Here is a 26,557-nt window from a genome sequence, read left to right as displayed (position 1 = left end):
ACGGAGGTTGAATCGATCAGAGGGTTTTACGCGGCCTCGTCCTTGGCCGGCATGACCTCGCCGACGGTCGGGCGGTTCTCGGTGAAGACGACCTCCACCTCGCGCGGGCGGACCATCTCATTGCAGCAGCCGCAGGCGATGCGGGGCTTCAGGTCGTGCCCGCAGGTCTTGTGACGCAGCACGATGCCCGACGGCTCGTCGCCATAGACGTGCTTCTCGCCCCAGGCGTGCAGGGTGACGAGGACGCCGTACAGATCCTTACCCTTGGCCGTCAGCACATATTCGTTGCGCGGCGGGCGTTCGGAATAGGGGCGCGGCTCCAGCACCCCGTGATGCACCAGGGATTTCAGGCGCGCGGCCAGGACGTTGCGCGCGACGCCCAACCGCTCCTGCCACTGCTCGAAGCGACTGACGCCGTTGAAGGCGTCGCGGATGACCAGCATGGTCCACGGGTCGCCGATCACCTCGAGGGTGGCGGCGACCGAGCAGCTCTGGCGCGAATAGTCGGCGGTGCGTCCCATGAGCGGAAAGTGACCTCGCGTCAGGCTTTTGACAAGGGTTGCCAATCGCGACGGAGTCAGTCAGTTTCTATTTGCAACGGACATGGCCGCTCCCCGGCCGTTTCCTTCCCTCGACTCGGAGGCGGCGCCGTCGCAGGTTCCGCCTCCGCTTTTCGATGAGAGCCATGACCGAACCCGAGCTGATCCACGCCGCCTTCCGCCTGACGCCCGAGGACGATGGGGCCTTGGCCGCCCACCTTTCCGGCGAGTTCTCGAACGGCCCGATCAGCGCCCCGCCCGAGGCGGGCTTCCCTTTCGGCGGCCTGTTGGCGGCCCTGTGCGCCGGGGCCATGCGCCAGGGCCTGGGGATCGAGGCGCCGCTGCGCAGCCTGACGGTCCAGTATCTGGCCGCCGCCCGCTACGGCCAGTCCCTGCACTTCCGGCCCCGGATGCTGCGCGGCGGCCCGCAACGTCGCCTATGCCGTGGTCGAGGGCGGCCAAGGCTCGAAACTGACCCACCACGCCAGCGCCACCTACGGCGCCGACGGCGCGACGCCTGTCCCGTTGACGCCTCTGCTGGCGCCGCCGCCCTCGCTGGACGGCCTGAAGGACGCGCCGGGCATCAGCGGCCCGATGGCGCCGCGCTTCTCGCAGCACGTCGACTATCGCTTCGAGAACGGCCCCAACATCCTGGGCGGCAACGAGGGCAAGCCGGTCGTCGAGCGGGTCTGGATGCGGGTGAAGGACGGCGCGCCGCTGGACGAACTGCGGATGTGTTACCTGCTGGACGCCCTCTATCCGCCCGCCTGGACGGCTTTCAAGGCGCCGCCGATGATGACGACGGTGGACCTGCGCTGCGACTTCCTGGCCGATCCGACGCCGGACAGCGCCCCCGACGGCTGGGTCTTCTTCGAATACCGCCTGCTGGACCACGGCCTGGGCTGGTCGGTGGACGAAGCGATCGCCTGGGGCGCAGACGGCCGCCCCCTCGCCCTGGCGCGCCAGCGCCGCAAGCTGCTGTGAGGCGCCGCTTGCCAGCGGGCCTTCGCCTCCCCTAATCCCCCACGAAACGATTCACTTACGGAAACGCTCGCCATGACCGCCGCTTCTGATCCCGTCGTCATCTGCTCCTTCGCCCGCACCCCGATGGGCGGCTTCCAGGGCGCGCTGTCGCCGGTCAAGGCCACCGACCTGGGCGCCGCTGCGGTGAAAGCCGCCGTCGAACGCGCGGGCGTCGCGCCGGAGAAGATCGAGCAGATCTTCATGGGCTGCGTCCTGCCCGCTGGTCTGGGCCAGGCTCCGGCCCGTCAGGCCGCCATCGGCGCGGGCCTCGGCAAGCACGTCGAGGCGACGACGGTGAACAAGATGTGCGGCTCGGGCCTGCAGTCGGCCATGATGGCGCACGACGCCCTCTTGGCAGGCACGGCCGAGGTCATCGTCGCGGGCGGCATGGAGTCGATGACCGGCGCCCCCTATCTGATGAACAAGCACCGCGGCGGCGCCCGCATCGGCCACGACGTCATCGTCGACAGCATGATGATGGACGGTCTTGAGGACGCCTATTCCCCCGGCAAGGCCATGGGCGTCTTCGCCGAGGATGCGGCCGCCCAGTATCAGTTCACCCGCGAGGCGATGGACGAATACGCCATCGAGAGCCTGACCCGCGCCAAGAACGCCATCGCTTCGGGCGCCTTCAAGGCCGAGATCGTCCCGGTCGAGGTCGCCACCCGCAAGGGCCCGGTGACGGTCAGCGAAGACGAACAGCCCGGCAAGGCAGACGCCGCCAAGATCCCGACGCTGAAGCCCGCCTTCGTCAAGGACGGCGCCGTCACCGCCGCCAACTCCAGCTCCATCTCCGACGGCGCGGCCGCCATGGTCATGACGCGCGAAAGCACGGCCAAGGCCTTGGGCCTGCCCATCGTCGCCCGCGTGGTCAGCCCACGCCGCCCACGCCCATGAGCCGGCCCTGTTCACCACCGCCCCGGTCCCGGCCATGCAGAAGGCCCTGAAGAAGGCCGGCTGGTCGGTCGAGGACGTGGACCTGTGGGAGGTCAACGAGGCCTTCGCCGTCGTCGCCATGATCGCCCAGCAGGAACTGGGCATCGACCGCGCCAAGCTGAACGTCAACGGCGGCGCCACGGCGCTGGGCCACCCCATCGGCGCCTCGGGCGCGCGCATCCTGTCCACCCTGCTGGCGGCGCTTCAGGCGCGCGGCGGCAAGAAGGGCGTGGCCTCGCTGTGCATCGGCGGCGGCGAAGCCGTGGCCATGGCGGTGGAACTGGTCTGAGCCTGCGGCGTTGTCGGCGGCCAAGCTTACTGACTGTGGAGACCTCCCCCTTGAAACTCCCCGCCCTGCTCGCCGCCGGCGTCGCCGCCCTCAGCCTGACCGCCTGCGCCACCGCCCAGGCTGAAGGCGCCATGACCCAGAACAACTCCGCGACCGGCCAGGCCGGGTCCGCCGACCTCAAGGCCTTCCCGGCCGCGACGGCAGGTCAGACCCGCCATGTCATCAACCTGCCCGCCCAGTCGGACGAGGACGCGCTGAAGGTCGAACTGATCCTCGGCAAGACCAAGACCGTCGACTGCAATCGCCAGTTCTTCGGCGGCAGCCTGGAGACCCGCACGGCTCAGGGCTGGGGCTACGACTACTATGTCCTGCCCGCGCTGGGGAATGCGGCCAGCACCCTGATGGGCTGCCCGCCCGGCTCGGAGCGCGAAGCCTTCGTGACGACGCAGGAGCAGCCGCTGATCCGCTATAACTCGCGCCTGCCGGTGGTGGTCTACACCCCGTCGGACGTCGAAGTGCGCTATCGCGTGTGGCGTGCGGGCGAGACCCAGACCGCGCGCTGATCCGCGCCGTTCTTTGAGATCAGACGCGGGCGTCGATCGGATTCGATCGGCGCCCGTTTCGTTTCAGGCCCGCGCCTTCCATCCGCCTCCCGCTGCATCAGCGAGGCCAGTGAGGCGCATCCGGCGCTCAGGACGATCATGGGCCGACTCCTGCGTTTGCGAACCATTTGCAGGTTTGCGCAGAGTCGGCCTTCGTGCAAGCGTCCGCCTCCATTTCTCTCGGAGACTCGCCATGCGCGAAGACGGCAAGCTGGATTATCTCGAACTGCCCGCGGCAGACCTGACGGCGCACAAGGCCTTCTAAGCCCAGGCGTTCGGCTGGAGCTTCCAGGACTACGGTCCGGCCTATGCGGCGTTCAGCGAAGGGCTGGACGGCGGCTTCACGCCTGACGCCATGACGCCCAAGCCGCTGCCCATCCTGTACGCCAACGATCTGGAGGCCATGCAGGCCAAGGTCGAGGCGGCGGGCGGCGCGATCACCCACGCCATCTTCGCCTTCCCCGGCGGGCGGCGCTTCCACTTCCGCGACCCATCCGGCAACGAACTGGCCGTCTGGTCCGAGAAATAGGACTCTACTTCGGGTCGACGGTCTGGGCGATGCGCTCGGCCTCGTCACGGTCGGCGCCGTCCTGGGCCATCACCCAGACGTGGATTTCGGCGGGTTCAGTCGCGCGCTGGAACAGGTGCTCCATGGCGATGCGGCGCTGGCCTTCAGTCGTCACCACCGAAACGCGGCTGCCGACCGTCACATGGTCCCCGTCGTAGATGGGAAACTGCGACGTCGGCCCGGCGTAGATCATCAGATAGGTCTTGCCCGCCTTTCGCGCCGAATAGACCTGGGCGCCCGGCGCCGCACGGCCCTCGACCAGCTGGAAGCCCGGCGGCAGATCAATGATGAACGGCAGAGCGGCGCGTTCGGCGGCGCTCAAGCCTTGCGGCGTCGGCGCCGGAACGGGCTCAGTTCTGCGGATCGGCGCTGCCGGAGCCGGAGCTGGCGTCGGCGTTGCAACAGGCGCCGGCGCGCGCTGCGGCGCGGACGAAGCCGGTTGGGGCGCCGGTTGCGGTCTGGGCGCCGCGACGGGCGCCTGCTGAGCCTGTGTCGGCTGGGTCAAAGGAATCTGGGTCAGAGGTGTCTGGGCCGGAGGAGTCTGGGCCGGAGGACGCTGAGCCTGCGGCGGCCGAGACGGCGCGGCGGATGAGGGCGCAGTCGAACCGGCCGAAGGCGGCGCGCCGTTCAGACGACGCGTCAACTCCTCGATGCGGGCCCGTTCTGCAGGATCCTGACGGGCGGCGGCGGGCGGCGGGGCCGGTCGCTCCCGCCCCTGCGGCGCAACCGCGCGCTGCGTCGGCTGAGGCGTCGGCTGGGGCGCAGCCTGGCGCGCAGGTTGGGGCGTCGGCTGCGCAGCGGGCGTCGTCGCTCTTTGCGGCGCGGGCGGCGCGCCGTTCAGGCGGCGCGTCAACTCTTCGATGCGGGCGCGCTCGGCCGAATCCTGCTGCGCGGCGGCGGGCGTCGCGGACAGGGCCAGAGGAGCGGCGAGCGACAGGGCGGCGACGAATACGGCTTTCATGACAACGACATTGACGGCCGGGGCCGCACCGGGTCAAGCGGCCATCGCGCCCGCCGGATCAGGCGCCCGGCAGCTCCACCCAGAAGGTCGCGCCATGCCCTGGCGCCGAAATCACGCCGATCTCGCCGCCCTGCAGTTCGACCAGCCGCTTGGCCAGGGTCAGGCCGACGCCATGCCCCTCAATGGCCGAACGCTCGAGGCCCAGACGGTTGAAGGGCTCGAACAGTTGCGCCTGCTTCTCGTCCGAGAGACCTGGCCCTCGGTCCGTGACCTCGATACGGACGCGGTCGCCGCTCCAGGCCGCGCGCAGGACGACCAGCCCGCCCGAGGCGCCGTATTTGACGGCGTTGTTGGCCAGATTGCCGACCACCTGCGTCAGACGCTGGGAATCGGCCCGCGCCACCAGGTGATCGCCGGCGGCCACGACGTCGATCTTCACCGCCGCCGCCTCAGGATTCAGCAACAGGCTGCGGCGGACGTCCTCCAGCACGCCGGCGACATCGGTCGGGCGAATATCCACCTTGACCGCGCCCGCCTCGGCCCGCGCCACGTCAAGCAGATCGTGGGTCAGGGCCTCGACCTGGCGGGCCGTCTTGACCAGCATCTGCGCCATCTCGACCTGGTTGGGCGTGGCGGCGCCCAGGTGCCCTCCGGCCCACAGTTCGCCGATGCCGATGACGCCGCCGATCGGGCTCTTGATCTCATGGGCCACATTGGCCAGCAGCCGCGACTTGGCCGCCGAGGCGCGCTCGGCCCGCAGCCGTCCTTCCCTGGCGCGCTGCATCAGCCCGTCACGCTCTTCCAACAGGGCGGCGACCATCAGGATCGGCATATAGCCCAGCAGGATCAGCAACTGCGCCAGCAGGGCGCGATCCTCGGGATCGAACTGATGATAGGGACCGTGCCCGGCCATGGTGCCGCCGATGGCCACCACCGACACCACCAGCAAGGCCCAGGCCGCGCCGATCACGCGAAAGCGCACCGCCGCGAGCACGATCAACGGCAACAGCAGAAAGCCGTAAGGCAGGCTCATATGCGAAAAGATGGCGTAGCAGGCGCTGGCGAGCAGCACGCCCAGCCCGATGGCCTCGGCCAGGCGCGCGGGCTGCTTCAGCATCCTTAGATGCGTCTTGCGCAGGCTCAGTCCGAACACGCCGATCACGGCGAAGCCCAGGGCATGGCCGCTCCACCAGATACGCAAGGCGTCCAGGAAGTTCTGGTCCGCCATATTGAACAGGGCCACGGCGGCGATCAGGGCCGACGGCAAGGGCGCGATCGCGCATACGGCCAGGAAACGCGCCAGGCCTTGCACGCTGTCGACATGCAACCCCGTGACCACACGGCGCGTCAGCACGACCGCCAGCACGATCTCCAGCAGATTGGTCAGGGTGAAGAGGATCGACAGCGACGGACCGTTGCCCGCCAGTATCTCGCCGGCAAAGACGCCCGCCAGCAGCAGGACGCCGAAACCTAGGTCGTATTGCAGGCCGCGGCCGCCGCGCAGCCATACAGCCATAGCCAGGCCGCCGGCGCCCCACAGGGCGGCGACCAGACCGTTGGCGCGAGCGAAGCTGATCGCGAGAACCACCAGCACGGCCACGCCCAGCGCGGTCAGCATCGGAGCGAGCGGTCGGCGGAAGAAGTCGGCGTTCGGCGGCGCCAGGGTTTCAACCGGAGCGGTCCCCTTGCCCGTCGCGTCCAATGCGACTTCTCCTCTTTGGAGCGCGCGGCTCATGCTCATCAATCCGGCCTAGAACTAGAGTCTTAGGCCCTGATCTTCGCGCGCGTTCCTAAACATCCCCTGAAGCGTGACCCTAGGATCAATACGCGGTTCGCAGCGCCTCATCGAAAGCGCGCACGGCCGCCGCCGGGCCGTCAGGATGACGCCAGACCCCGGCGCTGACCGCCACGAAGTCGGCGCCGGCCGCTGCGATGGCCCCGGCGTTTTCGACCGTAACGCCGCCGATGGCGACACAGGGAACCTCCATCGTCTCCTGCCAGATGGTCAGGATCTCCGGTTCGGCGTGATGGGCGACGTCCTTGGTCTGCGTCGGGAAGAAGGCGCCGAAGGCCACATAGTCGGCCCCGCCCTCGGCCGCCTCCATCGCCAGGTGGCGGCTGTCGTGGCAGGTGACGCCGATCATGGCGTCCTCGCCCATGATGCGCCGCGCCTCGGCCAGGGAGGCGTCCTCCTGCCCCACGTGCACGCCGTCGCAGCCCGTGGCGCGCGCCAGGTCCGGGCGATCGTTCAGGATCAGGGCCACGTCATGCGCCTGGCAGATCGGCTTCAGCCGGGCGACGGCCGCACGAATCTCATCGTCCGAGGCCGCTTTCAGACGAATCTGCAGGGCGGCGCAGTCGCCTGCCGCCAGAGCGGCCTCCAGCTCTGCGGCGAACGCCTCCAGGTCCGGGATGGCGGTCGGCGTGATCAGGTACAGCCGGCAGGCCGGGCGGGCGGGAATTTGCGGTTGACGAGCCATGGCCGAGCCCTGCCCGTCGCCGCCGTCGTCGTCAATGTCGCACGTGCATGCGAATGATTTGCACCCGCCTTAATAAGTGCTATAGCGAGCCATTCTCAGTGTTCCGGGTGCCTCGCCTTGTACGTCTGCAACTGTAACGGTCTTCGCCAGCGTGACGTCGCCCTCGCCATCGAGGCGGGCGCCAACCGTCCCAAGGACATCTTCGCCAGCCACCAGTGCGCGCCTCAGTGCGCCAAATGCGTCTGCGAGATGCGCCAGATGATCCAGGAAACCCAGGCCGCCTTCGCCATCGCCGCCGAATAGAGGCGGATTTTGAAAGCGGATTTCACTCGCATTATCAATGCAGTGATAAGAACTCGCAAATAATCCACGGCGTTTCCGCCGTGTTATGAAGTCCTTACGGGCGGCCGAAAGGCCCTGTCGTCGCGCCGACGTCGCTTTCGCCGCCGCTGAAACAAGGACGACGACCATGAAGGGCGATCCCGCGATCATCCGCACCCTCAACGCGGTGCTGACCAATGAACTGACGGCGGTGAACCAGTATTTCCTGCACGCCCGCATGTTCGAAAGCTGGGGCCTCGCGCACCTGGGCAACGTCATCTACGAAGAATCGATCGGCGAGATGAAGCACGCCGACATGCTGATCAAACGCATCCTGTTCCTGGACGGCCTACCCAACCTGCAGGATCTGCACAAGCTGAAGGTCGGCGAAGACCCCATCGAATGCCTGGGCGCCGACCTGCAGCTGGAAATCGACAGCCGCGCCGCCACCCGCGACGCCCTGACCCAGTGCGAGGAAGCCCGCGACTACGTCAGCCGCGACCTGCTGCTGAAAATCCTGGCCGACACCGAGGAGCACATCGACTTCCTCGAGAACCAACACAGCCTGATCAAGTTGATGGGCGCGCAGAACTATCTGCAGTCGGCCATGAAGGAAATCACCACCGACGGCGCCGCCACCGGGAACTGATCCGAAGGCCGGGCGCGGCGTCGGAGGGCGGGAACGTCCGCCGCGCCCGGTTGTTCTTGGCTGCATGAGCAGCATGGACGACGCCCTCGACGCCGCCCGCGACCACGCGGCGGATTTTCTCAACGCTGAAGGCCGCGACTGGCGGCACGTCGCCCTGGGCGCCGCGCTGACTGTCGGCTTCGCCCTGGCGGCGACGGCCGTGGCGACCCGCGCCGTTCCCCCGCAGACACGCGGCCTGACCGGCGCCCGAAAACGCGAGGGTCCGATCACCGAGCGGCCGCGCGGACCGTTCAGCCTGATCCTGCCCGCCGTCTTCTCGGCCACCACCCTGTCGGCCCTGCGCGTGTGGAACGCCCCTGCCCGTCCCGGCCGCAATACTGCAATGGGTCTGTGGGCTGTCGCCCAGGCGGTCAACGCCGTCTGGCTGGCGGCGCGGCCTACTGGACGCTGGACCCAGATTCTGGCCGCCATGTCCTCAGCCGGTCTGGCCGCCGCCTTCGCTCATGAGGCGCGCAAGCTGGATCCCGGCGCAGGCAAGCTGGCCGCGCCCACAGGCATGGGAGTGCGCCTGGCCAATCAAGCGGAACGCGGCCTGGACGACGCCGCCTGAATCCGCGGGTCGCCGAGCAGCGCCATTGCCCTTTTTCGCTTGATCCTCTAGGGCTCGCCGCGATTTGGCGCGCCACGCCCTGGCGGTCGGCGCCTGCCGCCCCCCAGCAACGAGCCCTACGGTTCTCATGAAAATCAACGCCAACACCATCAAGCCCGGCATGGTCCTGCAACACAATGGCGGCCTGTGGGTCGTCACCAAGGCCAGCCACGTCAAGCCCGGCAAGGGCGGCGCCTTCGCCAACGTCGAGGCCAAGAACCTCGAAACCGGCAACAAGCTGAACGAACGCTTCCGCTCGGAAGACAAGGTCGAGCGCGTCACGCTGGAACAGCGCGACTACTCCTACCTGTTCGACAACGGCGAAACTCTCGTCTTCATGGACGACGAGTCCTATGAGCAGATCGAACTGCAAAAGGGCTGGGTCGGCGAAGACCGCATCCCCTACCTGCAGGAAGGCATGAAGGTCGTCATCGAGTCGCACGAAGAGCGTCCGATCGGCCTGGAACTGCCGGAACAGGTCGTGCTGGAAGTCGTCGAGACCGAGCCGACCGTGAAGGGTCAGACCGCCTCGTCGTCCTACAAGCCCGCCAAGGCCTCGAACGGCATCCGCGTCATGATCCCGCCCTTCATGTCGACGGGCGAGAAGATCATCGTCGACACCTCGACCGGCGAATACGTCCGCCGCGCGGACTAACAAACGCCGTCATTCCCGGCCAAGGCCGGGCGCTGTAAAGACTACAGGGGCGCGGATGGTCCGCGCCCCTTTTGCTTCTCCGTCCATCCGGGCCGCTGGCTTTTGAGGATCGACGGATCAGGAGAACCGCCTATGGCCCTCGCTTCCGCCCTGCTCCAGGTCATGATGGACGCCGTCCGCAAGACCGCCCGCCCGATGCTCCGGGATTTCGGCGAGGTGTCCCAGTTGCAGGTGTCCCGCAAGGGCCCCGGCGACTTCGTCACCGCCGCCGACGTCAAGGCCGAACAGACCCTGTTCGAACTGCTGCTGAAGGCCCGTCCCGGCTACGGCTTCCTGGGCGAAGAGCGCGGCATGGTCGAGGGCACCGACAAGACCCACACCTGGATCGTCGACCCGATCGACGGCACCACCAACTTCATGCACGCCATGCCCCACTTCGCCATCACGGTGGGCCTGGAGCGCAAGCATCCCGACGGCACGTCCGAGATCGTGGCCTGCGTCACCTACAACCCGGTCATGAACGAGATGTTCTGGGCCGAAAAGGGCAAGGGCTGCTATCTGAACGACACGCGCATCCGCATCGCCGGGCGCGCCGACATGGCCGAGTGCCTGATCGCCACGGGCCTGCCCTTCATCGGCAAGACGGGCCACGGCCAGGCTATCAAGGACATCCACGCCGTCGGCCAGCGCGTCGCGGGCATCCGCCGCCTGGGCGCCGCCTCGCTGGACTTCGCCTGGGTCGCTGCGGGCCGTTACGACGCCTATTTCGAGCGCAACCTTCAGCCGTGGGACGTGGCGGCGGGCATCCTGCTGGTCACTGAGGCCGGCGGCGTCGTCACCGCCATCGACCAGGACGGCGACCCGATGAGCGGCAAGCAGATCGTCGCGGGCAACCCCGAAATCCAGGCCAAGCTGCGCAAGATCCTGCGCGAGGCCTGACGTCACCCTCTCCCGCCGGGAGAGGGTCACGCGATCACGCGCCTGTCACGTCCGGCCCCTACCCTTCGGCCATGATCGCCGCCATCCTGACCGCCGTCCTCCTGTCGTCGAGCCAACCGGCCATGTCCGCTCCTCCCGCCAAGCCCATCGTCATCGCCCACCGGGGCGCCTCTGGCGAACGGCCCGAACACACCCGCGCCGCCTATGAGCTGGCGATCGAACAGGGCGCCGACTTCATCGAGCCCGATCTGGTCATGACCCGCGACGGTCATCTGGTCGTCCGTCACGAGAACGAGATCGACGAGACCACCGACATCGCCGACCGTCCCGAGTTCGCCGACCGCCGCACCACCCGCGCCGTGGACGGCGTGCCCATCACCGGCTGGTTCACCGAAGACTTCACCCTGGCCGAGCTGAAGACCCTGCGCGCCCGCGAGCGCCTGCCCGCCCTGCGCCCCGCCTCGGCCGCCTATGACGGTCAGGAGCCGATCCTGACCTTTGACGACGTGGTCGAGATCGCGCGTGAGGCCGGCGCCCGCGCCGGCCGCGTCATCGGCGTCGCGCCCGAACTGAAGCACCCATCCCACTTCGCCGCTCTGGACCTGCCGATGGAGGACGCCTTCGTCGCCGCGCTGGAGCGCCATGCCCTGACCAGCGCCGACGCCCCCATCCTGATCCAGTGCTTCGAGGTCGGGACGCTGGAGCGGTTGAAGGCGCGCATCGACGCGCCGCTGCTGCAACTGATGCAGGCGGGCGGCGGCCCCGCTGATCGACCCGGCGCGACCTATGCCGAGATGGCCACGCCGCAGGGTCTGGCGGAAATCGCCCGCTATGCCGAGGCGGTCGGCGTGCAAGATTTGATGGTCGTGCCGCGCGACGACGCAGGCCGCGCGCTGGCCGCCTCGTCCCTGACGGTCGACGCCCATGCGGCTGGCCTGGAGGTCGTGGTCTGGACCTTCCGGGCGGAGAACCTATTCCTGCCCGCGCAATATCGCGTGGGCGACGCGCCCGCAGATCACGGCGATCTGGAAGGCTGGCTGAAGATGATCTACGCGCTGGGCGTCGACGCCGTGTTCAGCGACTTTCCCGCCGCCGCCGTCAACGCGCGCTAGCCCTCTCCTGATGGGAGAGGGCTTGAGCCTCCAAGAGCGTCAGCGATTGGCTAAGGCGAAAGGGTGAGGGTTCGCGGGTGAAGTCGGCCGAAGGCCGTAGTGCGACGGCTCACGCCGACGGACAGGACAAGCCCCTCACCCTTTCGCGCAAGAACGATCGCTACGCTCTCGTGCGCTCAAGCCCTCTCCCGCCGGGAGAGGGTCTTACTCACGTTCCCTGAAACTGCAGCTTGGCCAGACGCGCATATAGGCCGCCCTTGGCTGACAGCTCCGCGTGCGTGCCTTCCTCGACCACCTGGCCGCCGTCCATCACCACGATGCGGTCGGCGCGCAGCACGGTCGCCAGGCGGTGGGCGATGACCAGGGTGGTGCGCGCCTCCATCGCCTGATCCAGCGCGGCCTGAACCAGACGCTCGTTCTCGGCGTCGAGCGCGCTGGTCGCCTCGTCCAGCAGCAGGATCGGCGCTTCGCGCACCAAGGCCCGCGCGATGGCCAGACGCTGACGCTGGCCGCCCGACAGGCTCTTGCCGCGCTCGCCCAGCGGGGTGTCGAACCCTTCCGGCAGGGCGTCGATGAAGCCGAGCGCCTGAGCCTCGGCGGCGACTGCTCGGGCTTCGTCCAGCGTGGCGGCCTCACGGCCGAAGCGGATGTTCTCCAGCGCCGAGCCCGAGAACAGCGGCGCCTCCTGCGACACCCAGGCGAAGCGGTTGCGCACGTCGACCGGATCGGCCGCGCGCACATCCACCCCGTCCACCGACACCAGACCGGACTGCGGGTCATAGAAGCGCAGCAACAGGCGGAAGACCGTCGACTTGCCCGCCCCCGACGGTCCGACCAGAGCCACCGTCTCGCCCGGCCGCACGGTCAGGCTGAAGCCTTTCAGCGCGGGCAGGTCCGGACGGCCCGGATAGGCGAAATCCACCGCCGACATCGACACCTCGCCGCGCGGCGGCTGAGGCAGGGCGACCGGATTGGGGGGCGGAGCGATGGCGGGGGTCGCCCGCATCAGTTCGTCGATCCGTTCCATGGCCCCTGCGGCCTTCTGGACGTCGCCCCAGCTTTCGCCTAGCGCCCCGACCGCGCCCGCCGCGAACACCGATAGCAGGACGAACTGCAGCAGGGCGCCCGGCGTCATGGTCCCGGCGATCACGTCCTGCGCGCCCAGCCACAGCACCAGGGTCACGCCGCCGAACATCACCATGATGATCATGGCGGTCATCACGCCGCGCGCCCGCATCCGCTTCAGGGAGACGCCGAACGCCTCCTCCACCGCCGCGCCGAAGCGGCCGATGGCGCTCTTTTCGCGACCGAAGGCCTGCACCGTCTCGATGGCGTCGACGCTTTCGCCCGCAAAGCCCACGGCCCCGGCGAAGGTATCCTGCGACTGCACCGTCAGGCGGCGCACCACCCGGCCGAACAGAAACAGCGGCACGATCAGCACCGGCACGATCAGCAGGACAAAGCCCGTCAACTTGGGGCTGACGAAGAACAGCAGGATCACCCCGCCGATCAGCGTCAGGAAGTTCCTCAGCGCATAGCTGATCGAGGTGGTCAGCAGCGTATCGACCAGTTGGATGTCCGTGGTCAGGCGCGACAGCACCTCGCCCGTGCGCATGTGGGCGAAGAAGACCGGGTCCAGCGTCAGGATGCGTTGGAACAGCGCCGTGCGCAGGTCGGCGATCATCCGCTCGCCCGTCTTGGTGACGTAGAAATAGCGCATCGCCGTCGCCAGCCCCAGGATCACGGCGTTAAGGCCCAGGATCAGGAACCACTTGTCGATATTGGCGCCGCCGTTCTCGAACCCCTGATCGATGGCGCCGCGCGCCGTCGCCGTCAGCGCCAGCGACGCAACCGTCGACCCGATCAGCCAGACCGTGGCGATGGCCGCGTCCATCTTGTGCCGCCCCAGGAAGGGCAGCAACCGTCCCAGGGGGCGGATGTTGCGGCTCTTGGCGCGCTTGCCGCCCGCCTCGTCCATCTGTTCGGCCAGAACGGCGCCGGCGCCGGGGCGGCCGGTCGGTTGGGCGTGACGTTGAGGTTCAGCTTGGGTCATGGTCGCGCTCTTGCCCCGGAACGCCCCCCGGTGTAAACGCCGCCCCTCGCTCCCGTCGCGCCCTGCGGCGGGATTCTCTATTTACGCGCAGTGACGGTCGGCATCGTCGTCGCGCAGAGACGGACAAGATCGATGAAAGCGGACACGCACCCCGACTACCACTTCATCACTGTTGTGATGACCGACGGCACCACCTACCAGACCCGTTCGACCTACGGGAAGGAAGGCGCCACGCTGAACCTGGACATCGACCCGACGTCTCACCCGGCCTGGACCGGCGGCAACCAGCACCTGATGGACCGCGGGGGCCGCGTCTCGCGCTTCAACAACAAGTTCGGCGGCTTCATCAAGAAGTAAGCCACGCTTGGTGCGACAAGTTCGCCACAAAAGCGCCGGTCCCAGGACCGGCGCTTTTTTGTTGCCCGGAACACCGTTAACATGGGCGCGTTCGATTACTCGGGGCGTGGACGTTGGGTCCGGGCCGATATCGGACCACAAGAGTTACAGACGATGAACCGACGGGAATTGGGCCTTGGCGTCGCCACGACGAGCCTGACGCTGGCAGCCGCGAACGGGGCGCTGGCCCAGACGCGCACCACGGACCCGCAAATCTTCATCGCCGGCTTCGACGCCCAGGCCGGCCGCCTGCCCGCGGCCCAGCAGGCTGACGTCCGCGCCGTCTATCAACTGACCGGCGGCAAGCCGATCTGGACCGCCGACCGCCTGCGCATCCTGCAGGAAGTCGCCCAGGGCGCCGAACGTCACGGCCTGCCTGCCGGGGACTTCTTCGACTTCGTCGGCCTGGCCGCCGACCGCGAGACCGCCGAGATCCGCACCACCGCCGCCGCCCTGGCCTACGCCAAGGTTCTGTCCGAGGGCCGCGTCCGGCCCGAGACGGTCGAAGAGCTGTGGGAGATGCAGAAGAACAGCGTGGACCTGCCGCGCGGCCTGGTCGACGCCGTGGCCGCCAACAAGCTGAGCCAGTGGTTCGACGCCCTGCCCCCGACGGACCTGGGCTACACCAATCTGTCGGCCGGTTACGCCCGCTATCGCCGCATCGCCCGCCAGGGCGGCTGGCCCGCCTTCCGTATCGGCGGCACCATCGAGCCGGGAACCAGCGACCCGCGCATCCCGGCCCTGACCGCCCGCCTGGCCGCCGAGGGCGACCTGAGCGCCGCCGCCGCCGAACGGTTGAAGGGCAACCTAGCCTACGGCCCCGAATTGGAGCAGGCGGTCCGCAGCTTCCAGACCCGGCACGGCCTGGGGTCCGACGGCCGCATCGGCGGCGCCACCCAGCGCTCGCTGACCGCCACCGCCGAGGATCGCGCCCGCCAGATCGCCTTGAACCTGGAGCGCCGTCGCTGGCTGAAGCGCGACCTGAATCCGGAGCGGATCGAGGTCAACACCGCCGCCGCCATCATGGTCTACTGGAAGGACGGCAAGCCGGTTCACTCCAACCGCGTGGTCGTCGGCACGGCCGCCAACCAGACCCCCAGCCTGGAGAAGCCCTTCGCCTCGGTCGTGGCCAATCCGCCGTGGACAGTGCCCATGGGCATCGCCCGCCGTGAAATCCTGCCCAAGGGCCCCGGCTACCTGGCCGCCAACGACATGTACGTCAACGCCGACGGCTGGGTGGTGCAACGAGCCGGTCCGAAGTCGTCGCTGGGCAATGTGAAGTTCGAACTGCAGGACAGCTACGCCATCTTCCTGCACGACACCCCGGCGCGGGGCGCCTTCAACCTGTCGGTGCGCCAGCGCAGCCACGGCTGCGTGCGGGTGCAGGACGCCATCGGCTTCGCTCGCCTGCTGCTGTCGCCCGATCCCGAGCGTCTGGCCCTGTTCGACGCGGCCCAGGCCAGCGGCGAGACCAAGCGCGTGACCACCGGCCGCAACATCGGCGTGCGCCTGCTGTACTGGACCGCCTTCGTCGACGGTCAGGGCCGCGTCGCCTTCCGCGAGGACGTCTACAAGCGCGACGCCAAGCTGGCCGACGCCCTGGGCATCGCCGTCAACCTGCCCAGGTCATAGCCGACGCCCCGATCGATCCGGATGAAGTGACGCCGTAAGGCATCCACCTCTCTCCTCTCGTTGCATGGGGAGGAGAAGCCTTATCCGAAGGCGGCGCGCAGCAGGTCCATCTGGTTCAGGACGGGATTGGCGGGCGCCTCGGCGGGCTCGACGTACATCTGGCGGTCCAGATGCAAGACGCGGTCGTAGAGCTTCTCGGCCCGCACCGCGTATTCGATCAGGGCGATGGGCAGGTCGCCGCGACGCGGCTCCGTTTCGATGCGGCGATCGGCGAGGCGATAGCGGGGGTCGCCCGCCGCCTCGGCGCTCATGTCCTGCTCCCGCACGGCGCGCTGCACCAGCAGCCAGGACGCAATCTGCATCAGCCGCGTCGTCAGCTTCATGCTCTCGCCCGCATAGGACAGGGCGGCCGCGCGCGACAGCAGGCGCGAATCCTGGCGTCCGTCGCCGTCCAGATAGGCGGCGGTCTCCTCGACCAGCTCCATGCCTTCGCGGAAGGTGCGCTCGAACAGCTCCGAGCGTGCGAAGTCCAGCACTTCGGCGCCGGCGAGGCGCGTCGGGGTCAGATCGGCTTCGATGGCTGTCACGGGCGTCTATCCATGCATCTCATGCATCCGCTGGGTGCAATCGTCATGCCACGGAAGCTGATTCTGCGGGAGAGGGCCGTCGAAACCGTCCCCAACCGCCCGCTCATCAGCGGAAGTTGAACAGCGCGTCGGCGGCGCTGCGCTGCGAGGACTTGCCGTCGATAGCCGCGCGGGATCGGGCGATCTCGGCCTCCAGGGCGGCGATCCGCTCCTGCAATTCGTCCACAGCGTAGAGGTCCAGGTCTTCGCGTCCCAGGGCGGCGATGGCCTCGCCGCGCTGTGGCCGGGGCTCCAGATCTTCGAAACTCATCCTCGCCTCCTTGGCCATTTCGAGCATGAACCCCTATGTGAACGCCGCATTGATCCGGAATGCAAGCCAAGGGAGCCGCCGTGCCCGCAACCATGAAGGCCATAGAGATCGAGAACGGACGCGGCCCCGCCGACGCCCTGCGCCTGACCACGCGCCCCCTGCCCGCTCCGGGCCCCGGTGAAATCCGCATCCGCGTACGTGCGGCGGGCGTGAACCGTCCCGACATCGTCCAACGCGAAGGTCGCTATCCGCCCCCGCCGGGCGCTTCGGACATTCTTGGACTAGAGGTCGCGGGCGAGGTCGACGCCGTAGGCGATGGCGTGGCGCGCTGGGCCGTCGGCGACCGGGTCTGCGCCCTGCTGGGCGGCGGAGGATACGCTGAATGCGCCGTGGTCGACGCCCGCCACGCCTTGCCGATCCCCGACGGCCTCGACTTCACCCAGGCCGCCGCCCTGCCCGAGACCGCCTTCACCGTCTTCGCCAACGTCTTCGAGGGCGGCGGGCTGAAGGCGGGCGAGACCCTGCTGATCCACGGCGCCACCAGCGGCATCGGCGTCATGGCCATACAGATGGCCAAGGCGGCGGGCGCCCGAGTCATCGCCACCTCTCGCGGCGCCGCCAAAGCCGAGGCCGCCCGCGCCCTGGGCGCCGACGTCAGCCTGGACGCGACCGAACACGATCTGACCGCCGCCATCCAGGAGGCGGGCGGCGCCGATGTGGTGCTGGACATGGTCGGCGCGGCCTACGCCGAGTTGAACCTCAACGCCCTGAAGCCCGGCGGGCGCTGGGTGGTGATCGCCACCCTGACCGGCGCCAAGGCCGAGATCGATCTGATGCGGATCATGCTGAAGCGGATTGTCCTGACCGGCTCGACCCTGCGCAGCCGCCCGGCCGACGAAAAGGCCCGCCTGGCCGCCGCCGTCGAGGCCACTGTCTGGCCTTGGGTCGCGTCCGGCGCCGTTCGCGCTCAGGTCGAGGCGACCTTCCCCCTGGCCGAAGCGGACGCAGCCCACGCCCATCTGGAGGCGGGCGCCCACGTCGGCAAGATCGTGCTTCTGCCCTAAAAGAAAAGGGCGGGAGGCCGCAGCCTCCCGCCCTTGTTTCCAGACAGGCCGGTGTTTACCAGCGACCGCCGCCGCGCGCCGGACGCAGCGACGAAATCCGGTCGTTCATGCCCGTATTGGCCAGGTTGCGCATATCGCCGCTGACGATCTCGCAACGGCCGCGATAATAGGCGTCTTCACAGACCTCCCAGGCGCCGCGCGACAGGCGGATCGAGCTGATCGCGTCGTTCATGCCCATGTTGCGCAGGTTCGGGACTTCCTCACGGAAGCTCATCGACTGGCCGCGATAATCAGAGTCGCGATAGACGGTGATCGAGGATCGGCCCCAGCCGCCGTTGCCGGGGCGACCGTCGTCCCAACCGCCGCCGGGGCGGCCTGGACGCCCGTCATCCCATCCGCCGCCCGGACGGCCGGGGCGGCCGCCGTTCTCGAAATCGCCCTGAAAGCGGCCGCAGACCAGGCGTCCGTCGCGGTTGACGATCTCCTCGCTGGAGCAGCGCGCCAACTCGATCGAGGTCTCGCGCATATTGCCCCGCATGTCACGGCAATCGGCGTAGAGGCGCCCCTGATTCACATACGACCCAGTGCAGCTCTGCGCATACGACCCGCGCGGCGCGCCGCGCTGCATCACCTGCGCCTCCGCCGTGCTCACATTGACGACGGAAAAGCCGCCCGCCGTCATGACCAGTCCTGCCGCTGCAATCACGAACTTCTTCATGACACGGTCTCCTTCGAGGTTTCTCTTGGCGCACAACGCGCTCTGGCCCCCAATGTTCATCACGACAGATGAACCTTCGCTGTATGAAGACGACAGACGACGTTTTCATTTGGGCCAAGATCACCTATAAAGGCCTTCTCGCGCCCGGCCGAAAAGGTCGGGCGCCGTCGATTCAAACGCCCGTTTTTCGGGCCGCAACCGCCGGGATCCATGCCCATGACCGACATCCTGATGCCCAAGGCCACCGCGGTCTGGCTGGTGGACAACACCTCGCTCTCGTTTGAGCAGATCGCCGACTTCTGCGGCCTGCACCCGCTTGAGGTGCGCGGCATCGCCGACGGCGACGTGGCGCGCGACATTCGCGGCGCCGACCCCATCGTCAACGGCCAGCTGACCCGCGAAGAGCTGGACAAGGCCCAGAACGACGAAAACTACCGCATGAAGGCCGTGGTCAGCCGCCACGCCGAACTGCTGAAGCCCGCCAAGTCGGGTCCGAAATACACGCCGGTCTCGCGTCGTCAGGATCGCCCGGACGCCATCATGTGGTTCGTCCGCAACCACCCCGAAGTGACCGACGCCCAGATCGCCAAGCTGCTGGGCACCACCAAGGCCACGATCGAGAGCGTGCGCAACCGCACCCACTGGAACTCGGCCAATATCAAGCCGGTCGATCCGGTGACGCTGGGCCTGACCGGCCAGCTGCAACTGGACGAAGTGGTGCGCAAGGCCGCCGACAAGAAGGCCAAAGACGACGCTAAGAACGGCGTCCTGCAACCCATCGAGCCCGAGGCCGAGCCGGAAGTCGTCCTGGAAGAGGCCGAAGAAGAATACGGCCTCGGCGCCGAACCCACGGCCGAATCGGTGTTCGGCTCGCGCGACTGATCCAACCGATCGACAAATACAAAACGGCCCCGGAAGATCGCTCTTCCGGGGCCGTCGTCGTTTCGGATGCTAGGCCCGCTAGTGGGTTCGGGCTTCCAGACTACTGATCTCTTCTTTAAGTCGCAGCTTTCGCTGCTTCAGCTCCCTGAGGTGTGTCGGGTCCGCGGTGGGGCGGCGCATCTCCTGCTGGATCGTTTCATCCAGCGACCGATGCCGATTACCCAGTTCGCGAATACGAGCCTCGATGGTCATGGCTTGCGCCTCCATGTCTAAGGGACCACTACACTGAGCGCCCGGTTCGGCGAGGTGTGGAATCACATTGCAGTGACCCCCGCCGCTCCGGACACGGACAGGTTGGAGGCGAATTTGGCCGATGTTGTGAACACGACCGTTCGGGCGCCGGCGCCCCCTCGGCTAGTCGTTGGAATCTCAGGCGCTTCGGGCGTCGTCTATGGTGCGCGCGTGCTGGACGCCCTGCGCGAATTGGGCGTCGAGAGCCATCTGGTCGTCACCCGCGCCGCCCTGCTTACTTTGTCGCAGGAGACGGATCTCAGCCCTGACGACCTGACGGCCAAGGCGGATGTGGTCCATCGGCTGAACGATGTCGGGGCCACCATCTCATCCGGCTCCTTCCGCACGCTCGGCATGATCGTCGCCCCCTGTTCGGTGCGGACCATGAGCGAGATCGCCACCGGCGTGACCTCGACCCTGCTGACCCGCGCCGCCGACGTGACTCTGAAGGAGCGCCGCCCCCTGGTGCTGATGGTGCGCGAGACGCCGCTGCACCTGGGCCACCTGCGCACCATGACCGCCCTGGCCGAAATGGGCGCCGTCATCGCCCCGCCCCTGCCCGCCTTCTACGCCAAACCCGACAGTCTGGGGCAGATGATCGACCAGTCGGTCGGCCGGGCGCTGGACGTCTTCGGCCTGGACTGGTCGGCCGTGCGCCGCTGGGAAGGACTAAAGGGCGGAGCCGAAGCATGAGCGACGATCTGTGGACCTGGGCCTGCGCCGCCTACGCCGCGCCGGGCGTCGCCGAAGCCTGCCTGTCGCTGCAGGACTATCACGAACAGAACGTCCCCCTGCTGCTGTGGGCCGCCTGGACCGCCGCCACAGGCCGCCGCCCGGACGAAGAGACGATCGAGGCCGCCTGCGACACCGCCCGCGCCTGGCAGACCACCACCATCGCCCCTCTGCGCGCCGTACGCCGCACGCTGAAGACGCCCGTGCCGGACCTTGAGACGGACGCCCGCCTGGCCGTGCGCGAGCAGGTGAAGGCCGCCGAACTAGCCGCCGAGCACCATCTGCTGAACGGGCTCGAAGGCCTGTCTCCCGCCCCGACCGAAACGCCTCGCCCGCCCGTCGACGCCATGGCCGATGCAGCGCGCCTGTGGGATCGCGTCGTGCCGCGTCCGGCGCTCAGAACCCTGTCCGACCTGCTTCCGACCTGACGCCAGCTCAGCTATAATCCCCCGGTCCGGGGCCTGATCATGAACGACGACGAACCTTACCTGTCCGAAGAAGACAAGGAGCTGCGCGCGCAGCTCTCCCTGCTGTTGCAGGAGCACGCAGACCTGGACGCCTCCATCGAAGCCCTGGCCCTGCTGCCCGCGCCCGATCAACTCATGATCGCCCGCCTGAAGCGCAAGAAACTGGCCCTGCGCGACGATATCGTGAAGCTGCAAGACCAGATCCTGCCCGACATCATCGCCTGAATCGCCCTCCCTGTTCCGGCAGGGAGGGAGAGCCAGGTCGTGCCCGCTACAGCGGCAGGACCGAGGTGTCCTTGACCTCTTCCATCACGGCGTAGGTGCGGGTTTCGCGCACGCCCGGCATGACGATCAGGGTGTCGGCCAGGAAGATGCGGTAGGCCGCCATATCCTTCATCCGCACCTTGACCAGATAGTCGAAGCCGCCCGCCACCATGTGGCACTCCAGCACCTCGGGCGAGCGGCGGATGCGCTCGGCGAACTGGTCGAAGATGTCCGAGGTCGTGCGGTCCAGCAGCACCTCGATGAAGATCAGCAGCTCACGCTCGGCGAACTTCGGATCAATGAGGGCGGTGTAGCCGGTGATGACCCCCCGCTCGCGCAGTCGCCGCACCCGCTCGAAACAGGATGACGCCGACATGTTGCAGGCGGCCGCCAGATCCTGATTGGTGATCCGTCCGTCCTGCTGCAGCACCCTCAGGATGCGGCGGTCGGCGTCGTCCAGCTTGTATTCCCCAGCGCTCATGCGCTCTCCCCCCTTACGCTTTACAGATTCCCGACACTGACAAAGCCGCAGGCGATCTGCAACGCGTCTGTCAGCGACGGATGGCCGACGCCCTCCGACGTCGGCCCGGTGTCGACTATTGCCCCGATCGCTTCGCCGCGGCGGCTTGCTTGCTCTGAGCGATGAAGGCTTCCATCTCGGCGGTCATGGCCGGGATGGTGGCCACGCCGATGGCCAGCAGGTGATCGTGGAAGGCCTTGATGTCGAAATCGGCCCCCAGCTCCGCCTCGGCCAGCCGGCGCAGGCGCACGATCTCGATCTCGCCCAGCTTGTAGGACAGAGCCTGCCCCGGCCAGGTGATGTAGCGATCGATCTCGGTGCCGACCTCATGGTCGGACAGGGCGGTGTTCTCGCTCAGGAAGGCCACCGCCTGTTCACGCGTCCAGCCCTGCGAGTGCACGCCGGTGTCGATCACCAGGCGCGCCGCGCGCCACATCTCATAGGTCAGGCGGCCGAAGTCCTCATAGGCGTCTTCATAGACGCCCATCTCGACGGCCAGCTTCTCCGTATACAGGGCCCAGCCCTCGCCGAAGGCCGAGATATAGGTCTGGGCGCGATAGTCGGGCATGGGCGGATGTTCGCGTCGCAGATTGCCCTGCCAGGCGTGGCCGGGGTTGCACTCGTGCACCGTCAGCGCCGGGATGTTGTAGCGCGGTCGCGACGGCAGGTCGTAGGTGTTCAGCAGGCAGACGCCATTGCCGCCTCGACCGGCCGTGTAATAGGGCGCGATGGCGTCCGGCACGGGGATCAGGCTGAAGGTGTCGCGCGGCTTCAGATTGAAATACTGACCGATCTTGCCGTCGACCTTCTTGATGACCCAGGCGCCGTGCCACAGCAGGTGCTCGGGCTTGTCATAGTGGAACTGCGGGTCGGTCTTCAGGAAGTGGAGGAACTCGGCGAAGGTGCCGGTCCAGCCGGTGCTGCGCATCACCGTCTCCATCTCGGCGCGAATGCGCGCGACCTCGCTGCGGCCGATGGCGTGGATCTGGTCAGGGGTCAGGTTGACGCTGGTGTATTGGCGAATCTGCGTCTGATAGAAGTCGTCGCCGTCCGGCAGGCGGTTGGCCCCCAGGGTGTCGCGCGCGCCCGGCATGTATTCGTCGCGGATGAAGCTCAGCAGAGTGCGATGCGCCGGCACGACCTGCTGCTGGATCGCCTGAACGGCGGCGGCGCGCAGACGCGCCTTGTCCGCCTCGGAAATGTTCGCCGGCATGGTCAGGAAGGGCTTGTAAAAGGGGTTCTGGGCGACGTCCGTCGGCTCCGTCACCGCCAGGATCGACACGTCCCGCCCGACCAGCGAGGCCTTGGGTTGGGTGAAGCCGCGCGCCAGGCCGGCGCGCATATTGGTGATCTGCTGGTCGAAGTAGCGCGGCACGTCCCGTATCTGGGACAGATAGCGCTCATAGTCCTCGACCGAGGTGAAGGTCGCATTGCCCATGCCCGTCAGCGACGACCAGAAGGCGCTGTCCGAGTTGAAAGGCATCTCATACAGGCGGTGACGGCCGTCATCGACGAAGTTGTCGATCTGGTGCCTGTAGACGGCGTAGTTGGTGCGCTGGTTCGGCGACAGCTGATCCGGAGAAATGGCGTCCAGACGACGCTGAACATCGGTCCAGTAGGCCAGCCGGCGTTGCTGGGTGGCGGCGCTGACGTCCGGCAGGGTGCTGGGCTTGGCGTTACGGCCCGGCAGCTCCTTCTGGCGCCAGGCCCACTCCTCGGCGGCGATGGCTTCGAACTGGGCGTCCAGAGCCGAAGGCGCAGCGGCGGCGGGCGCCGCGTCGGGCGCAAGAGCCAGGGTCGGCGTCGGGGCGGCGGCGAAGGCCAGCAGGCCGACGGCGACTGCAATGGCGCTATAGGCGGTCAGGGTCTTCATCGTCTTTCCCCCAAAAAACAGAAACAGACGCCTTGTCAGCGTCTCCAAGGTGAGAAGCCGCCCGAGACCGGACGGCTTCCCATTCTGGATTAGAACTGGGCGTTCACGCCAATGTACACGTAACGGCCAAGGTTATTGTAGATGCTGGCGTTGAAGCCGTTATATAACGACGTTCCAGTCCAGGTGAACGGCGTCTGCGGCGGCGCTTCATCGGTGAAGTTGTTCACCCCGCCGAAGACAGAGAAGCGATCGAACCGATACTCGGCGCGCAGGTCGTGGGTCAGCCACGACGGAGCCTTCCACACTTCGTACGAGCCGACAGAGTCCTGATTGCTGCGCACGACGCTGCTCAGGTAGCGGTTGGCGTAGGACAGCGACAGCTTGTCATAGTCCCACGACACGCGGAAGTTGACCCGGCGCTTGGGATTGGGCGCCTCACCGGCCTGTTCGTCGCGCACGCTGGCGTCGCCCGGCACCGGATCATAGGTCAGCTCGTCCAGGAAGCCCGCCGCCACGTTGAACGACAGGGAGCCGTAGGGCGGCAGACCCAAGGCTTCCAGATCCGTGCGGTAGGACGCCGTCACGTCCCAACCCGAGTTGGTGTACTCGGCGACGTTCATCACCTGGTTGATCACCCGGCTGATGTTGCCGTCGGCGCCGCGCATGACGTTGCCGCAGAACGGATTGTCCAGGGTCGGGCTGTCGACGCAGTTGTTGATGATCGTGCGCGCGCCGAACGAGGCGATGACGTCGCTGATCTTGATGTCGTAATGGTCGATGGTGACCGCCAGGCCCGGCAGGAAGGTCGGCGTCAGGACGACGCCCAGGGTCAGGGTTTCGCCTTCTTCCGGGTTCAGGTCCGGGTTGCCCTTGCTGACGGACGGCTTGGTCGCGATCGACTGGGTGAAGTCGGGCGCCAGGCCCAGGGCCGCGCAGTTCGCCTTGCGGTTGGCGGGATAGTTGCCCAGGTTCAACCGCGTCGCGTCGCAGGGATCGTCGAACAGGGCGAAGCCTTCACTGCCGCCGTCGAACAGTTCGCTGATGTTCGGCGCGCGCACGGCCTTGGCGTAGTTGGCGCGGAAACGGATGTTGCGGTCGACTGTCCACTCCATGCCCAGGCCATAGCTGCTGTCGCCGCCCGTGGTGGTGTAGTCCTGGAAGCGATAGGCCGCCGTGAGGTCCAGATACTGGATGAAGGGCACGTCGGCCAGCAGCGGCAGATTCACCTCGCCGAAGATTTCCTTGGACTCATAGGCGCCCTCGGTTCTGGCCTGAGTGTTCTGGAAGATCAGCGCCTTCTGCGAACGCATGTCCGGCACGGCGCGGCTGGCTTCCTTGCGCCATTCCACGCCCGCCGCGAAGGCGACCGGCAGGCTGGTTCCGCTGAACAGCGACGGATACGAGAACAGCTCGCCGTTGACGCTGGCCACCGCGTTCCACTGACGGATGCGATCATTGCGAACCGTGTAGATGTAGGAATAGTCGATCGCCTCCTGAGAGCCGACATAGGCGCCGAACAGGTTCAGCGGCTGGCAACCCCGCGCCCGCGCATCCGCGCTGCGGCAGACGATCTGGTTCGTCGACGGATCGCGCCAGGCGTCGATCGATTCATAAAACTCCTTCTGCAAACGGTCGAAGTTGGTGAACTCCGACTCGGTCTGGCCGTAGTTGACGTAGGCCTCGAACCGCCAGCCGTTGCTGAAGGCGCCGTCCACCCCGGTCACGAAGCGCGTGGTGTCGTAGACGCTTTGCGTGGTGCGGATGCCGAAGTCGGTGTCGATCCGGCTGATGTCGAAGAACGTCATATTGGCCTGCGCCAGCATGGTCTTCAGTTCATCAGGCAGGAAGGCGTTATCCGCCTTGATACGATAGGCGTTGCCCGTCGACATGCCCGGCGAACTGTCGGCGAAGGTGCCGTTCCGCGCCTGGCTGCTGGCCTCCATATGGAAATACTTGGCTTCGGCGAACAGATTCAGTTCGCTGATGAAGTCGCCCGAGGGCTGGAACTGGTGGCGCAGCTGCAGCTCGCCGCCGAAACGCTCGACCGGGGTGCGCAGCATGTCGTCGCGCAGCTTGAAGCCGTCGCCGCCGATCGACAGCTTCTGCTCGCGCCCGGCGCCGTCGTACAGGATTTGGCCGCGGTCGAACGGGACCAGCTTGCCGTCCGGCGTGAAGGTCAGGGCGAAGGCCTTGTTGGCGCCGATCGGCGTGACGATGACCGGGGTGAAGAAGTCGTTCTGGGTGTTGGTGTAGACGTCCCGCGCCATGATGAAGGACGGCAGGCCGTCGTTGGCGCTCTTCTTGTTCGGGTTCGGAATCTCGGCCAGAGAGCTCATGGCGTAGTCGCGCTCGTGGCGGAACAGCCCCTCGGACTTGTCATAGGTCAGAGCGCCCATGATGTTGGTCCGGTCGTCATTGAAGTTCCGACCCACGGCGACCGAGCCGTAGTAGGTGTTCGGACCGTCGGCCGAGCCGTACTGCGTCTGAACGGCGATGCCGTCGAAGTCCTGCTTGGTGATGAAGTTGACCACCCCGGCCACGGCGTCCGCGCCATAGACCGCCGACGAACCGCCCGTCACCGTGTCGATGCGTGCGATCGTCGTCTTGGAGATGGAGTTCACGTCCACCGCGCTGGTGCCCGCCGTGCCGGCGACATGGCGGCGGCCGTTGACCAGCACCAGGGTGCGGCTGGCCCCCAGATTACGCAGGTTCAGCGTGGCCAGCCCCTGGCCGGCGACGGTGTTGGTGGTGCTGGAGGCCGAGGCGCCCAGGCCGACCTGCGGCTGACGCGACATGGCGTCGATCAGGTTGGTGACGCCAGTGTTCTCGATCTCCTGGGCGTCGACGACGTTGACCGGCGTCGCGGCCTCGACGTTCGGGCGGCGGATACGCGAGCCCGTCACGACGATGTCGGCGACAGCGCTGGCTTCCGGCTCGGCGGCAGGCGTTTCGGATTGGGCCCAGGCAGGCTGGGCGGCGGCGGCGGCCGTGACGGCCAGACCGGCGATTATCGTGCCGGTCTTCAGATACGCAGACAGTCTCATT

Annotated in this window: 27 protein-coding genes and 3 pseudogenes; 18 read left to right on the top strand and 12 right to left on the bottom strand. The window is 67.6% G+C overall.

Going from position 1 to position 26,557, the window contains the following annotated elements; genetic code table 11:
• Nucleotides 1-26: 26 nt before the first annotated feature.
• Nucleotides 27-521, bottom strand: coding sequence for a winged helix-turn-helix transcriptional regulator (locus tag FGL25_RS04325; RefSeq protein WP_003165664.1), 495 nt, complete (start codon nucleotides 519-521; stop codon nucleotides 27-29).
• Nucleotides 522-676: 155 nt separating this feature from the next.
• Between FGL25_RS04325 and FGL25_RS17900 the strand changes: the two are divergent.
• The 5 genes and pseudogenes from FGL25_RS17900 to FGL25_RS04305 all read left to right on the top strand — a co-directional run.
• Nucleotides 677-907 (top strand): annotated as a pseudogene (locus FGL25_RS17900) (thioesterase family protein); the annotation flags it as partial.
• 76 nt (nucleotides 908-983) lie between these two features.
• The gene (locus FGL25_RS17265; RefSeq protein ID WP_252970014.1) at nucleotides 984-1,523 is read left to right on the top strand and encodes an acyl-CoA thioesterase domain-containing protein; all 540 of its coding nucleotides are present in this window, start codon (nucleotides 984-986) and stop codon (nucleotides 1,521-1,523) included.
• A gap of 72 nt (nucleotides 1,524-1,595) precedes the next feature.
• Nucleotides 1,596-2,787, top strand: a pseudogene (locus FGL25_RS04315) (thiolase family protein).
• A 50-nt stretch (nucleotides 2,788-2,837) separates the two neighbouring features.
• Nucleotides 2,838-3,350 (top strand): serine protease inhibitor ecotin, encoded by a 513-nt coding sequence (eco, locus tag FGL25_RS04310; protein WP_003165667.1) that lies wholly within the window; start codon nucleotides 2,838-2,840, stop codon nucleotides 3,348-3,350.
• A gap of 232 nt (nucleotides 3,351-3,582) precedes the next feature.
• Nucleotides 3,583-3,918 (top strand): annotated as a pseudogene (locus FGL25_RS04305) (VOC family protein).
• A gap of 4 nt (nucleotides 3,919-3,922) precedes the next feature.
• Here the strand turns inward: FGL25_RS04305 and FGL25_RS04300 are convergent.
• The 3 genes from FGL25_RS04300 to thiE form a co-directional block, all read right to left on the bottom strand.
• Nucleotides 3,923-4,918, bottom strand: a complete 996-nt coding sequence (locus tag FGL25_RS04300; RefSeq protein WP_138141049.1) for a hypothetical protein — start codon at nucleotides 4,916-4,918, stop codon at nucleotides 3,923-3,925.
• A gap of 58 nt (nucleotides 4,919-4,976) precedes the next feature.
• On the bottom strand, nucleotides 4,977-6,620 hold the full coding sequence (locus FGL25_RS04295) for a sensor histidine kinase (RefSeq protein WP_232624005.1): 1,644 nt from the start codon (nucleotides 6,618-6,620) through the stop codon (nucleotides 4,977-4,979).
• Between the two features lie 118 nt (nucleotides 6,621-6,738).
• The gene (gene thiE / locus FGL25_RS04290; protein ID WP_138141048.1) at nucleotides 6,739-7,398 is read right to left on the bottom strand and encodes a thiamine phosphate synthase; all 660 of its coding nucleotides are present in this window, start codon (nucleotides 7,396-7,398) and stop codon (nucleotides 6,739-6,741) included.
• A gap of 117 nt (nucleotides 7,399-7,515) precedes the next feature.
• Between thiE and FGL25_RS04285 the strand changes: the two genes are divergently transcribed.
• From FGL25_RS04285 to FGL25_RS04260, 6 genes are all read left to right on the top strand, one after another.
• The gene (locus tag FGL25_RS04285) at nucleotides 7,516-7,701 is read left to right on the top strand and encodes a (2Fe-2S)-binding protein (protein ID WP_003165676.1); all 186 of its coding nucleotides are present in this window, start codon (nucleotides 7,516-7,518) and stop codon (nucleotides 7,699-7,701) included.
• Between the two features lie 166 nt (nucleotides 7,702-7,867).
• On the top strand, nucleotides 7,868-8,368 hold the full coding sequence (gene bfr, locus FGL25_RS04280) for a bacterioferritin (protein ID WP_040345814.1): 501 nt from the start codon (nucleotides 7,868-7,870) through the stop codon (nucleotides 8,366-8,368).
• A 73-nt stretch (nucleotides 8,369-8,441) separates the two neighbouring features.
• Entirely contained in the window at nucleotides 8,442-8,978 is a 537-nt protein-coding gene (locus tag FGL25_RS04275) for a TspO protein (RefSeq protein WP_223850832.1), read from the top strand.
• Nucleotides 8,979-9,105: 127 nt separating this feature from the next.
• Nucleotides 9,106-9,672 (top strand): elongation factor P, encoded by a 567-nt coding sequence (gene efp / locus FGL25_RS04270; protein WP_125900057.1) that lies wholly within the window; start codon nucleotides 9,106-9,108, stop codon nucleotides 9,670-9,672.
• A 132-nt stretch (nucleotides 9,673-9,804) separates the two neighbouring features.
• Nucleotides 9,805-10,611: an inositol monophosphatase family protein gene (locus tag FGL25_RS04265; RefSeq protein ID WP_128115829.1), complete on the top strand. Its 807-nt coding sequence runs from the start codon at nucleotides 9,805-9,807 to the stop codon at nucleotides 10,609-10,611.
• Between the two features lie 71 nt (nucleotides 10,612-10,682).
• The gene (locus FGL25_RS04260; protein ID WP_138141047.1) at nucleotides 10,683-11,723 is read left to right on the top strand and encodes a glycerophosphodiester phosphodiesterase; all 1,041 of its coding nucleotides are present in this window, start codon (nucleotides 10,683-10,685) and stop codon (nucleotides 11,721-11,723) included.
• A gap of 208 nt (nucleotides 11,724-11,931) precedes the next feature.
• Here FGL25_RS04260 and FGL25_RS04255 read toward each other — a convergent pair whose 3' ends face one another.
• Nucleotides 11,932-13,776: an ABC transporter transmembrane domain-containing protein gene (locus FGL25_RS04255; protein ID WP_138141046.1), complete on the bottom strand. Its 1,845-nt coding sequence runs from the start codon at nucleotides 13,774-13,776 to the stop codon at nucleotides 11,932-11,934.
• A 132-nt stretch (nucleotides 13,777-13,908) separates the two neighbouring features.
• On the opposite strand from FGL25_RS04255, the gene rpmE reads away from it, so the two are divergent.
• Entirely contained in the window at nucleotides 13,909-14,133 is a 225-nt protein-coding gene (gene rpmE, locus FGL25_RS04250; protein ID WP_003168899.1) for a 50S ribosomal protein L31, read from the top strand.
• A gap of 153 nt (nucleotides 14,134-14,286) precedes the next feature.
• The gene (locus FGL25_RS04245; RefSeq protein ID WP_252970013.1) at nucleotides 14,287-15,804 is read left to right on the top strand and encodes a L,D-transpeptidase family protein; all 1,518 of its coding nucleotides are present in this window, start codon (nucleotides 14,287-14,289) and stop codon (nucleotides 15,802-15,804) included.
• Nucleotides 15,805-15,884: 80 nt separating this feature from the next.
• Here FGL25_RS04245 and rcdA read toward each other — a convergent pair whose 3' ends face one another.
• Both rcdA and FGL25_RS04235 read right to left on the bottom strand, forming a co-directional pair.
• Nucleotides 15,885-16,391 (bottom strand): protease adaptor protein RcdA, encoded by a 507-nt coding sequence (gene rcdA / locus FGL25_RS04240; protein ID WP_040345826.1) that lies wholly within the window; start codon nucleotides 16,389-16,391, stop codon nucleotides 15,885-15,887.
• 106 nt (nucleotides 16,392-16,497) lie between these two features.
• Nucleotides 16,498-16,701: a DUF1192 domain-containing protein gene (locus FGL25_RS04235; RefSeq protein ID WP_040345829.1), complete on the bottom strand. Its 204-nt coding sequence runs from the start codon at nucleotides 16,699-16,701 to the stop codon at nucleotides 16,498-16,500.
• Nucleotides 16,702-16,793: 92 nt separating this feature from the next.
• Between FGL25_RS04235 and FGL25_RS04230 the strand changes: the two genes are divergently transcribed.
• Entirely contained in the window at nucleotides 16,794-17,765 is a 972-nt protein-coding gene (locus FGL25_RS04230; protein ID WP_138142369.1) for an NAD(P)H-quinone oxidoreductase, read from the top strand.
• Between the two features lie 55 nt (nucleotides 17,766-17,820).
• Here the strand turns inward: FGL25_RS04230 and FGL25_RS04225 are convergent, their stop codons facing one another.
• Entirely contained in the window at nucleotides 17,821-18,483 is a 663-nt protein-coding gene (locus FGL25_RS04225; RefSeq protein ID WP_040345832.1) for a beta/gamma crystallin-related protein, read from the bottom strand.
• 216 nt (nucleotides 18,484-18,699) lie between these two features.
• Between FGL25_RS04225 and FGL25_RS04220 the strand changes: the two genes are divergently transcribed.
• Nucleotides 18,700-19,365 (top strand): DUF1013 domain-containing protein, encoded by a 666-nt coding sequence (locus FGL25_RS04220; protein WP_088410059.1) that lies wholly within the window; start codon nucleotides 18,700-18,702, stop codon nucleotides 19,363-19,365.
• A gap of 78 nt (nucleotides 19,366-19,443) precedes the next feature.
• On the opposite strand, the gene FGL25_RS04215 is transcribed toward FGL25_RS04220, so the two are convergent.
• The gene (locus FGL25_RS04215) at nucleotides 19,444-19,617 is read right to left on the bottom strand and encodes a YdcH family protein (protein ID WP_081461894.1); all 174 of its coding nucleotides are present in this window, start codon (nucleotides 19,615-19,617) and stop codon (nucleotides 19,444-19,446) included.
• A 114-nt stretch (nucleotides 19,618-19,731) separates the two neighbouring features.
• On the opposite strand from FGL25_RS04215, the gene FGL25_RS04210 reads away from it, so the two are divergent.
• Genes FGL25_RS04210 through FGL25_RS04200 form a run of 3 tightly spaced genes read left to right on the top strand, consistent with a single transcriptional unit; the run spans nucleotide 19,732 to nucleotide 21,080 of the window.
• The gene (locus FGL25_RS04210) at nucleotides 19,732-20,349 is read left to right on the top strand and encodes a UbiX family flavin prenyltransferase (RefSeq protein WP_354702785.1); all 618 of its coding nucleotides are present in this window, start codon (nucleotides 19,732-19,734) and stop codon (nucleotides 20,347-20,349) included.
• Nucleotides 20,346-20,816, top strand: a complete 471-nt coding sequence (locus FGL25_RS04205) for a TIGR02444 family protein (protein ID WP_138141045.1) — start codon at nucleotides 20,346-20,348, stop codon at nucleotides 20,814-20,816. The genes FGL25_RS04210 and FGL25_RS04205 overlap by 4 nt, the downstream gene beginning before the upstream one ends.
• 39 nt (nucleotides 20,817-20,855) lie before the next feature.
• A complete protein-coding gene (locus FGL25_RS04200; RefSeq protein WP_046653338.1) occupies nucleotides 20,856-21,080 on the top strand; it encodes a YdcH family protein in 225 nt (74 codons plus the stop codon).
• A 46-nt stretch (nucleotides 21,081-21,126) separates the two neighbouring features.
• On the opposite strand, the gene FGL25_RS04195 is transcribed toward FGL25_RS04200, so the two are convergent.
• The 3 genes from FGL25_RS04195 to FGL25_RS04185 all read right to left on the bottom strand — a co-directional run bounded on the left by FGL25_RS04195 (nucleotide 21,127) and on the right by FGL25_RS04185 (nucleotide 26,556).
• Nucleotides 21,127-21,600 carry an Lrp/AsnC ligand binding domain-containing protein gene (locus FGL25_RS04195; protein WP_003165692.1) on the bottom strand — a complete coding sequence of 158 codons (474 nt, stop codon included), beginning with the start codon at nucleotides 21,598-21,600 and terminating at the stop codon, nucleotides 21,127-21,129.
• Between the two features lie 115 nt (nucleotides 21,601-21,715).
• Complete coding sequence (locus FGL25_RS04190; RefSeq protein ID WP_138141044.1) at nucleotides 21,716-23,512, bottom strand: DUF885 domain-containing protein; 1,797 nt, start codon at nucleotides 23,510-23,512, stop codon at nucleotides 21,716-21,718.
• 89 nt (nucleotides 23,513-23,601) lie between these two features.
• Entirely contained in the window at nucleotides 23,602-26,556 is a 2,955-nt protein-coding gene (locus tag FGL25_RS04185; RefSeq protein ID WP_138141043.1) for a TonB-dependent receptor domain-containing protein, read from the bottom strand.
• Between the last annotated feature and the right edge of the window lies 1 nt (nucleotide 26,557).

The organism is Brevundimonas vancanneytii (assembly GCF_901421975.1).
Taxonomy (GTDB): Bacteria; Pseudomonadota; Alphaproteobacteria; order Caulobacterales; family Caulobacteraceae; genus Brevundimonas; species Brevundimonas diminuta.
The sequence above is the reverse complement of the archived record's forward strand: the minus strand, read 5'-3'. Positions and strand labels throughout refer to the sequence as shown.

Coding starts and splice junctions, on each gene's coding strand:
- efp (WP_125900057.1), top strand. CDS start 9,106: ATGAAAATCAACGCCAACACCATCAAGCCCGGCATGGTCCTGCAACAC.
- rpmE (WP_003168899.1), top strand. CDS start 13,909: ATGAAAGCGGACACGCACCCCGACTACCACTTCATCACTGTTGTGATG.
- bfr (WP_040345814.1), top strand. CDS start 7,868: ATGAAGGGCGATCCCGCGATCATCCGCACCCTCAACGCGGTGCTGACC.
- FGL25_RS04215 (WP_081461894.1), bottom strand. CDS start 19,617: ATGACCATCGAGGCTCGTATTCGCGAACTGGGTAATCGGCATCGGTCG.
- FGL25_RS04225 (WP_040345832.1), bottom strand. CDS start 18,483: ATGAAGAAGTTCGTGATTGCAGCGGCAGGACTGGTCATGACGGCGGGC.
- FGL25_RS04325 (WP_003165664.1), bottom strand. CDS start 521: ATGGGACGCACCGCCGACTATTCGCGCCAGAGCTGCTCGGTCGCCGCC.
- thiE (WP_138141048.1), bottom strand. CDS start 7,398: ATGGCTCGTCAACCGCAAATTCCCGCCCGCCCGGCCTGCCGGCTGTAC.
- FGL25_RS04255 (WP_138141046.1), bottom strand. CDS start 13,776: ATGACCCAAGCTGAACCTCAACGTCACGCCCAACCGACCGGCCGCCCC.
- FGL25_RS04275 (WP_223850832.1), top strand. CDS start 8,442: ATGGACGACGCCCTCGACGCCGCCCGCGACCACGCGGCGGATTTTCTC.
- FGL25_RS04245 (WP_252970013.1), top strand. CDS start 14,287: ATGAACCGACGGGAATTGGGCCTTGGCGTCGCCACGACGAGCCTGACG.
- FGL25_RS04235 (WP_040345829.1), bottom strand. CDS start 16,701: ATGAGTTTCGAAGATCTGGAGCCCCGGCCACAGCGCGGCGAGGCCATC.
- FGL25_RS04205 (WP_138141045.1), top strand. CDS start 20,346: ATGAGCGACGATCTGTGGACCTGGGCCTGCGCCGCCTACGCCGCGCCG.
- FGL25_RS04190 (WP_138141044.1), bottom strand. CDS start 23,512: ATGAAGACCCTGACCGCCTATAGCGCCATTGCAGTCGCCGTCGGCCTG.
- FGL25_RS04265 (WP_128115829.1), top strand. CDS start 9,805: ATGGCCCTCGCTTCCGCCCTGCTCCAGGTCATGATGGACGCCGTCCGC.
- FGL25_RS04185 (WP_138141043.1), bottom strand. CDS start 26,556: ATGAGACTGTCTGCGTATCTGAAGACCGGCACGATAATCGCCGGTCTG.
- FGL25_RS04260 (WP_138141047.1), top strand. CDS start 10,683: ATGATCGCCGCCATCCTGACCGCCGTCCTCCTGTCGTCGAGCCAACCG.
- FGL25_RS04200 (WP_046653338.1), top strand. CDS start 20,856: ATGAACGACGACGAACCTTACCTGTCCGAAGAAGACAAGGAGCTGCGC.
- FGL25_RS04220 (WP_088410059.1), top strand. CDS start 18,700: ATGACCGACATCCTGATGCCCAAGGCCACCGCGGTCTGGCTGGTGGAC.
- FGL25_RS04300 (WP_138141049.1), bottom strand. CDS start 4,918: ATGAAAGCCGTATTCGTCGCCGCCCTGTCGCTCGCCGCTCCTCTGGCC.
- FGL25_RS04195 (WP_003165692.1), bottom strand. CDS start 21,600: ATGAGCGCTGGGGAATACAAGCTGGACGACGCCGACCGCCGCATCCTG.
- FGL25_RS04230 (WP_138142369.1), top strand. CDS start 16,794: ATGAAGGCCATAGAGATCGAGAACGGACGCGGCCCCGCCGACGCCCTG.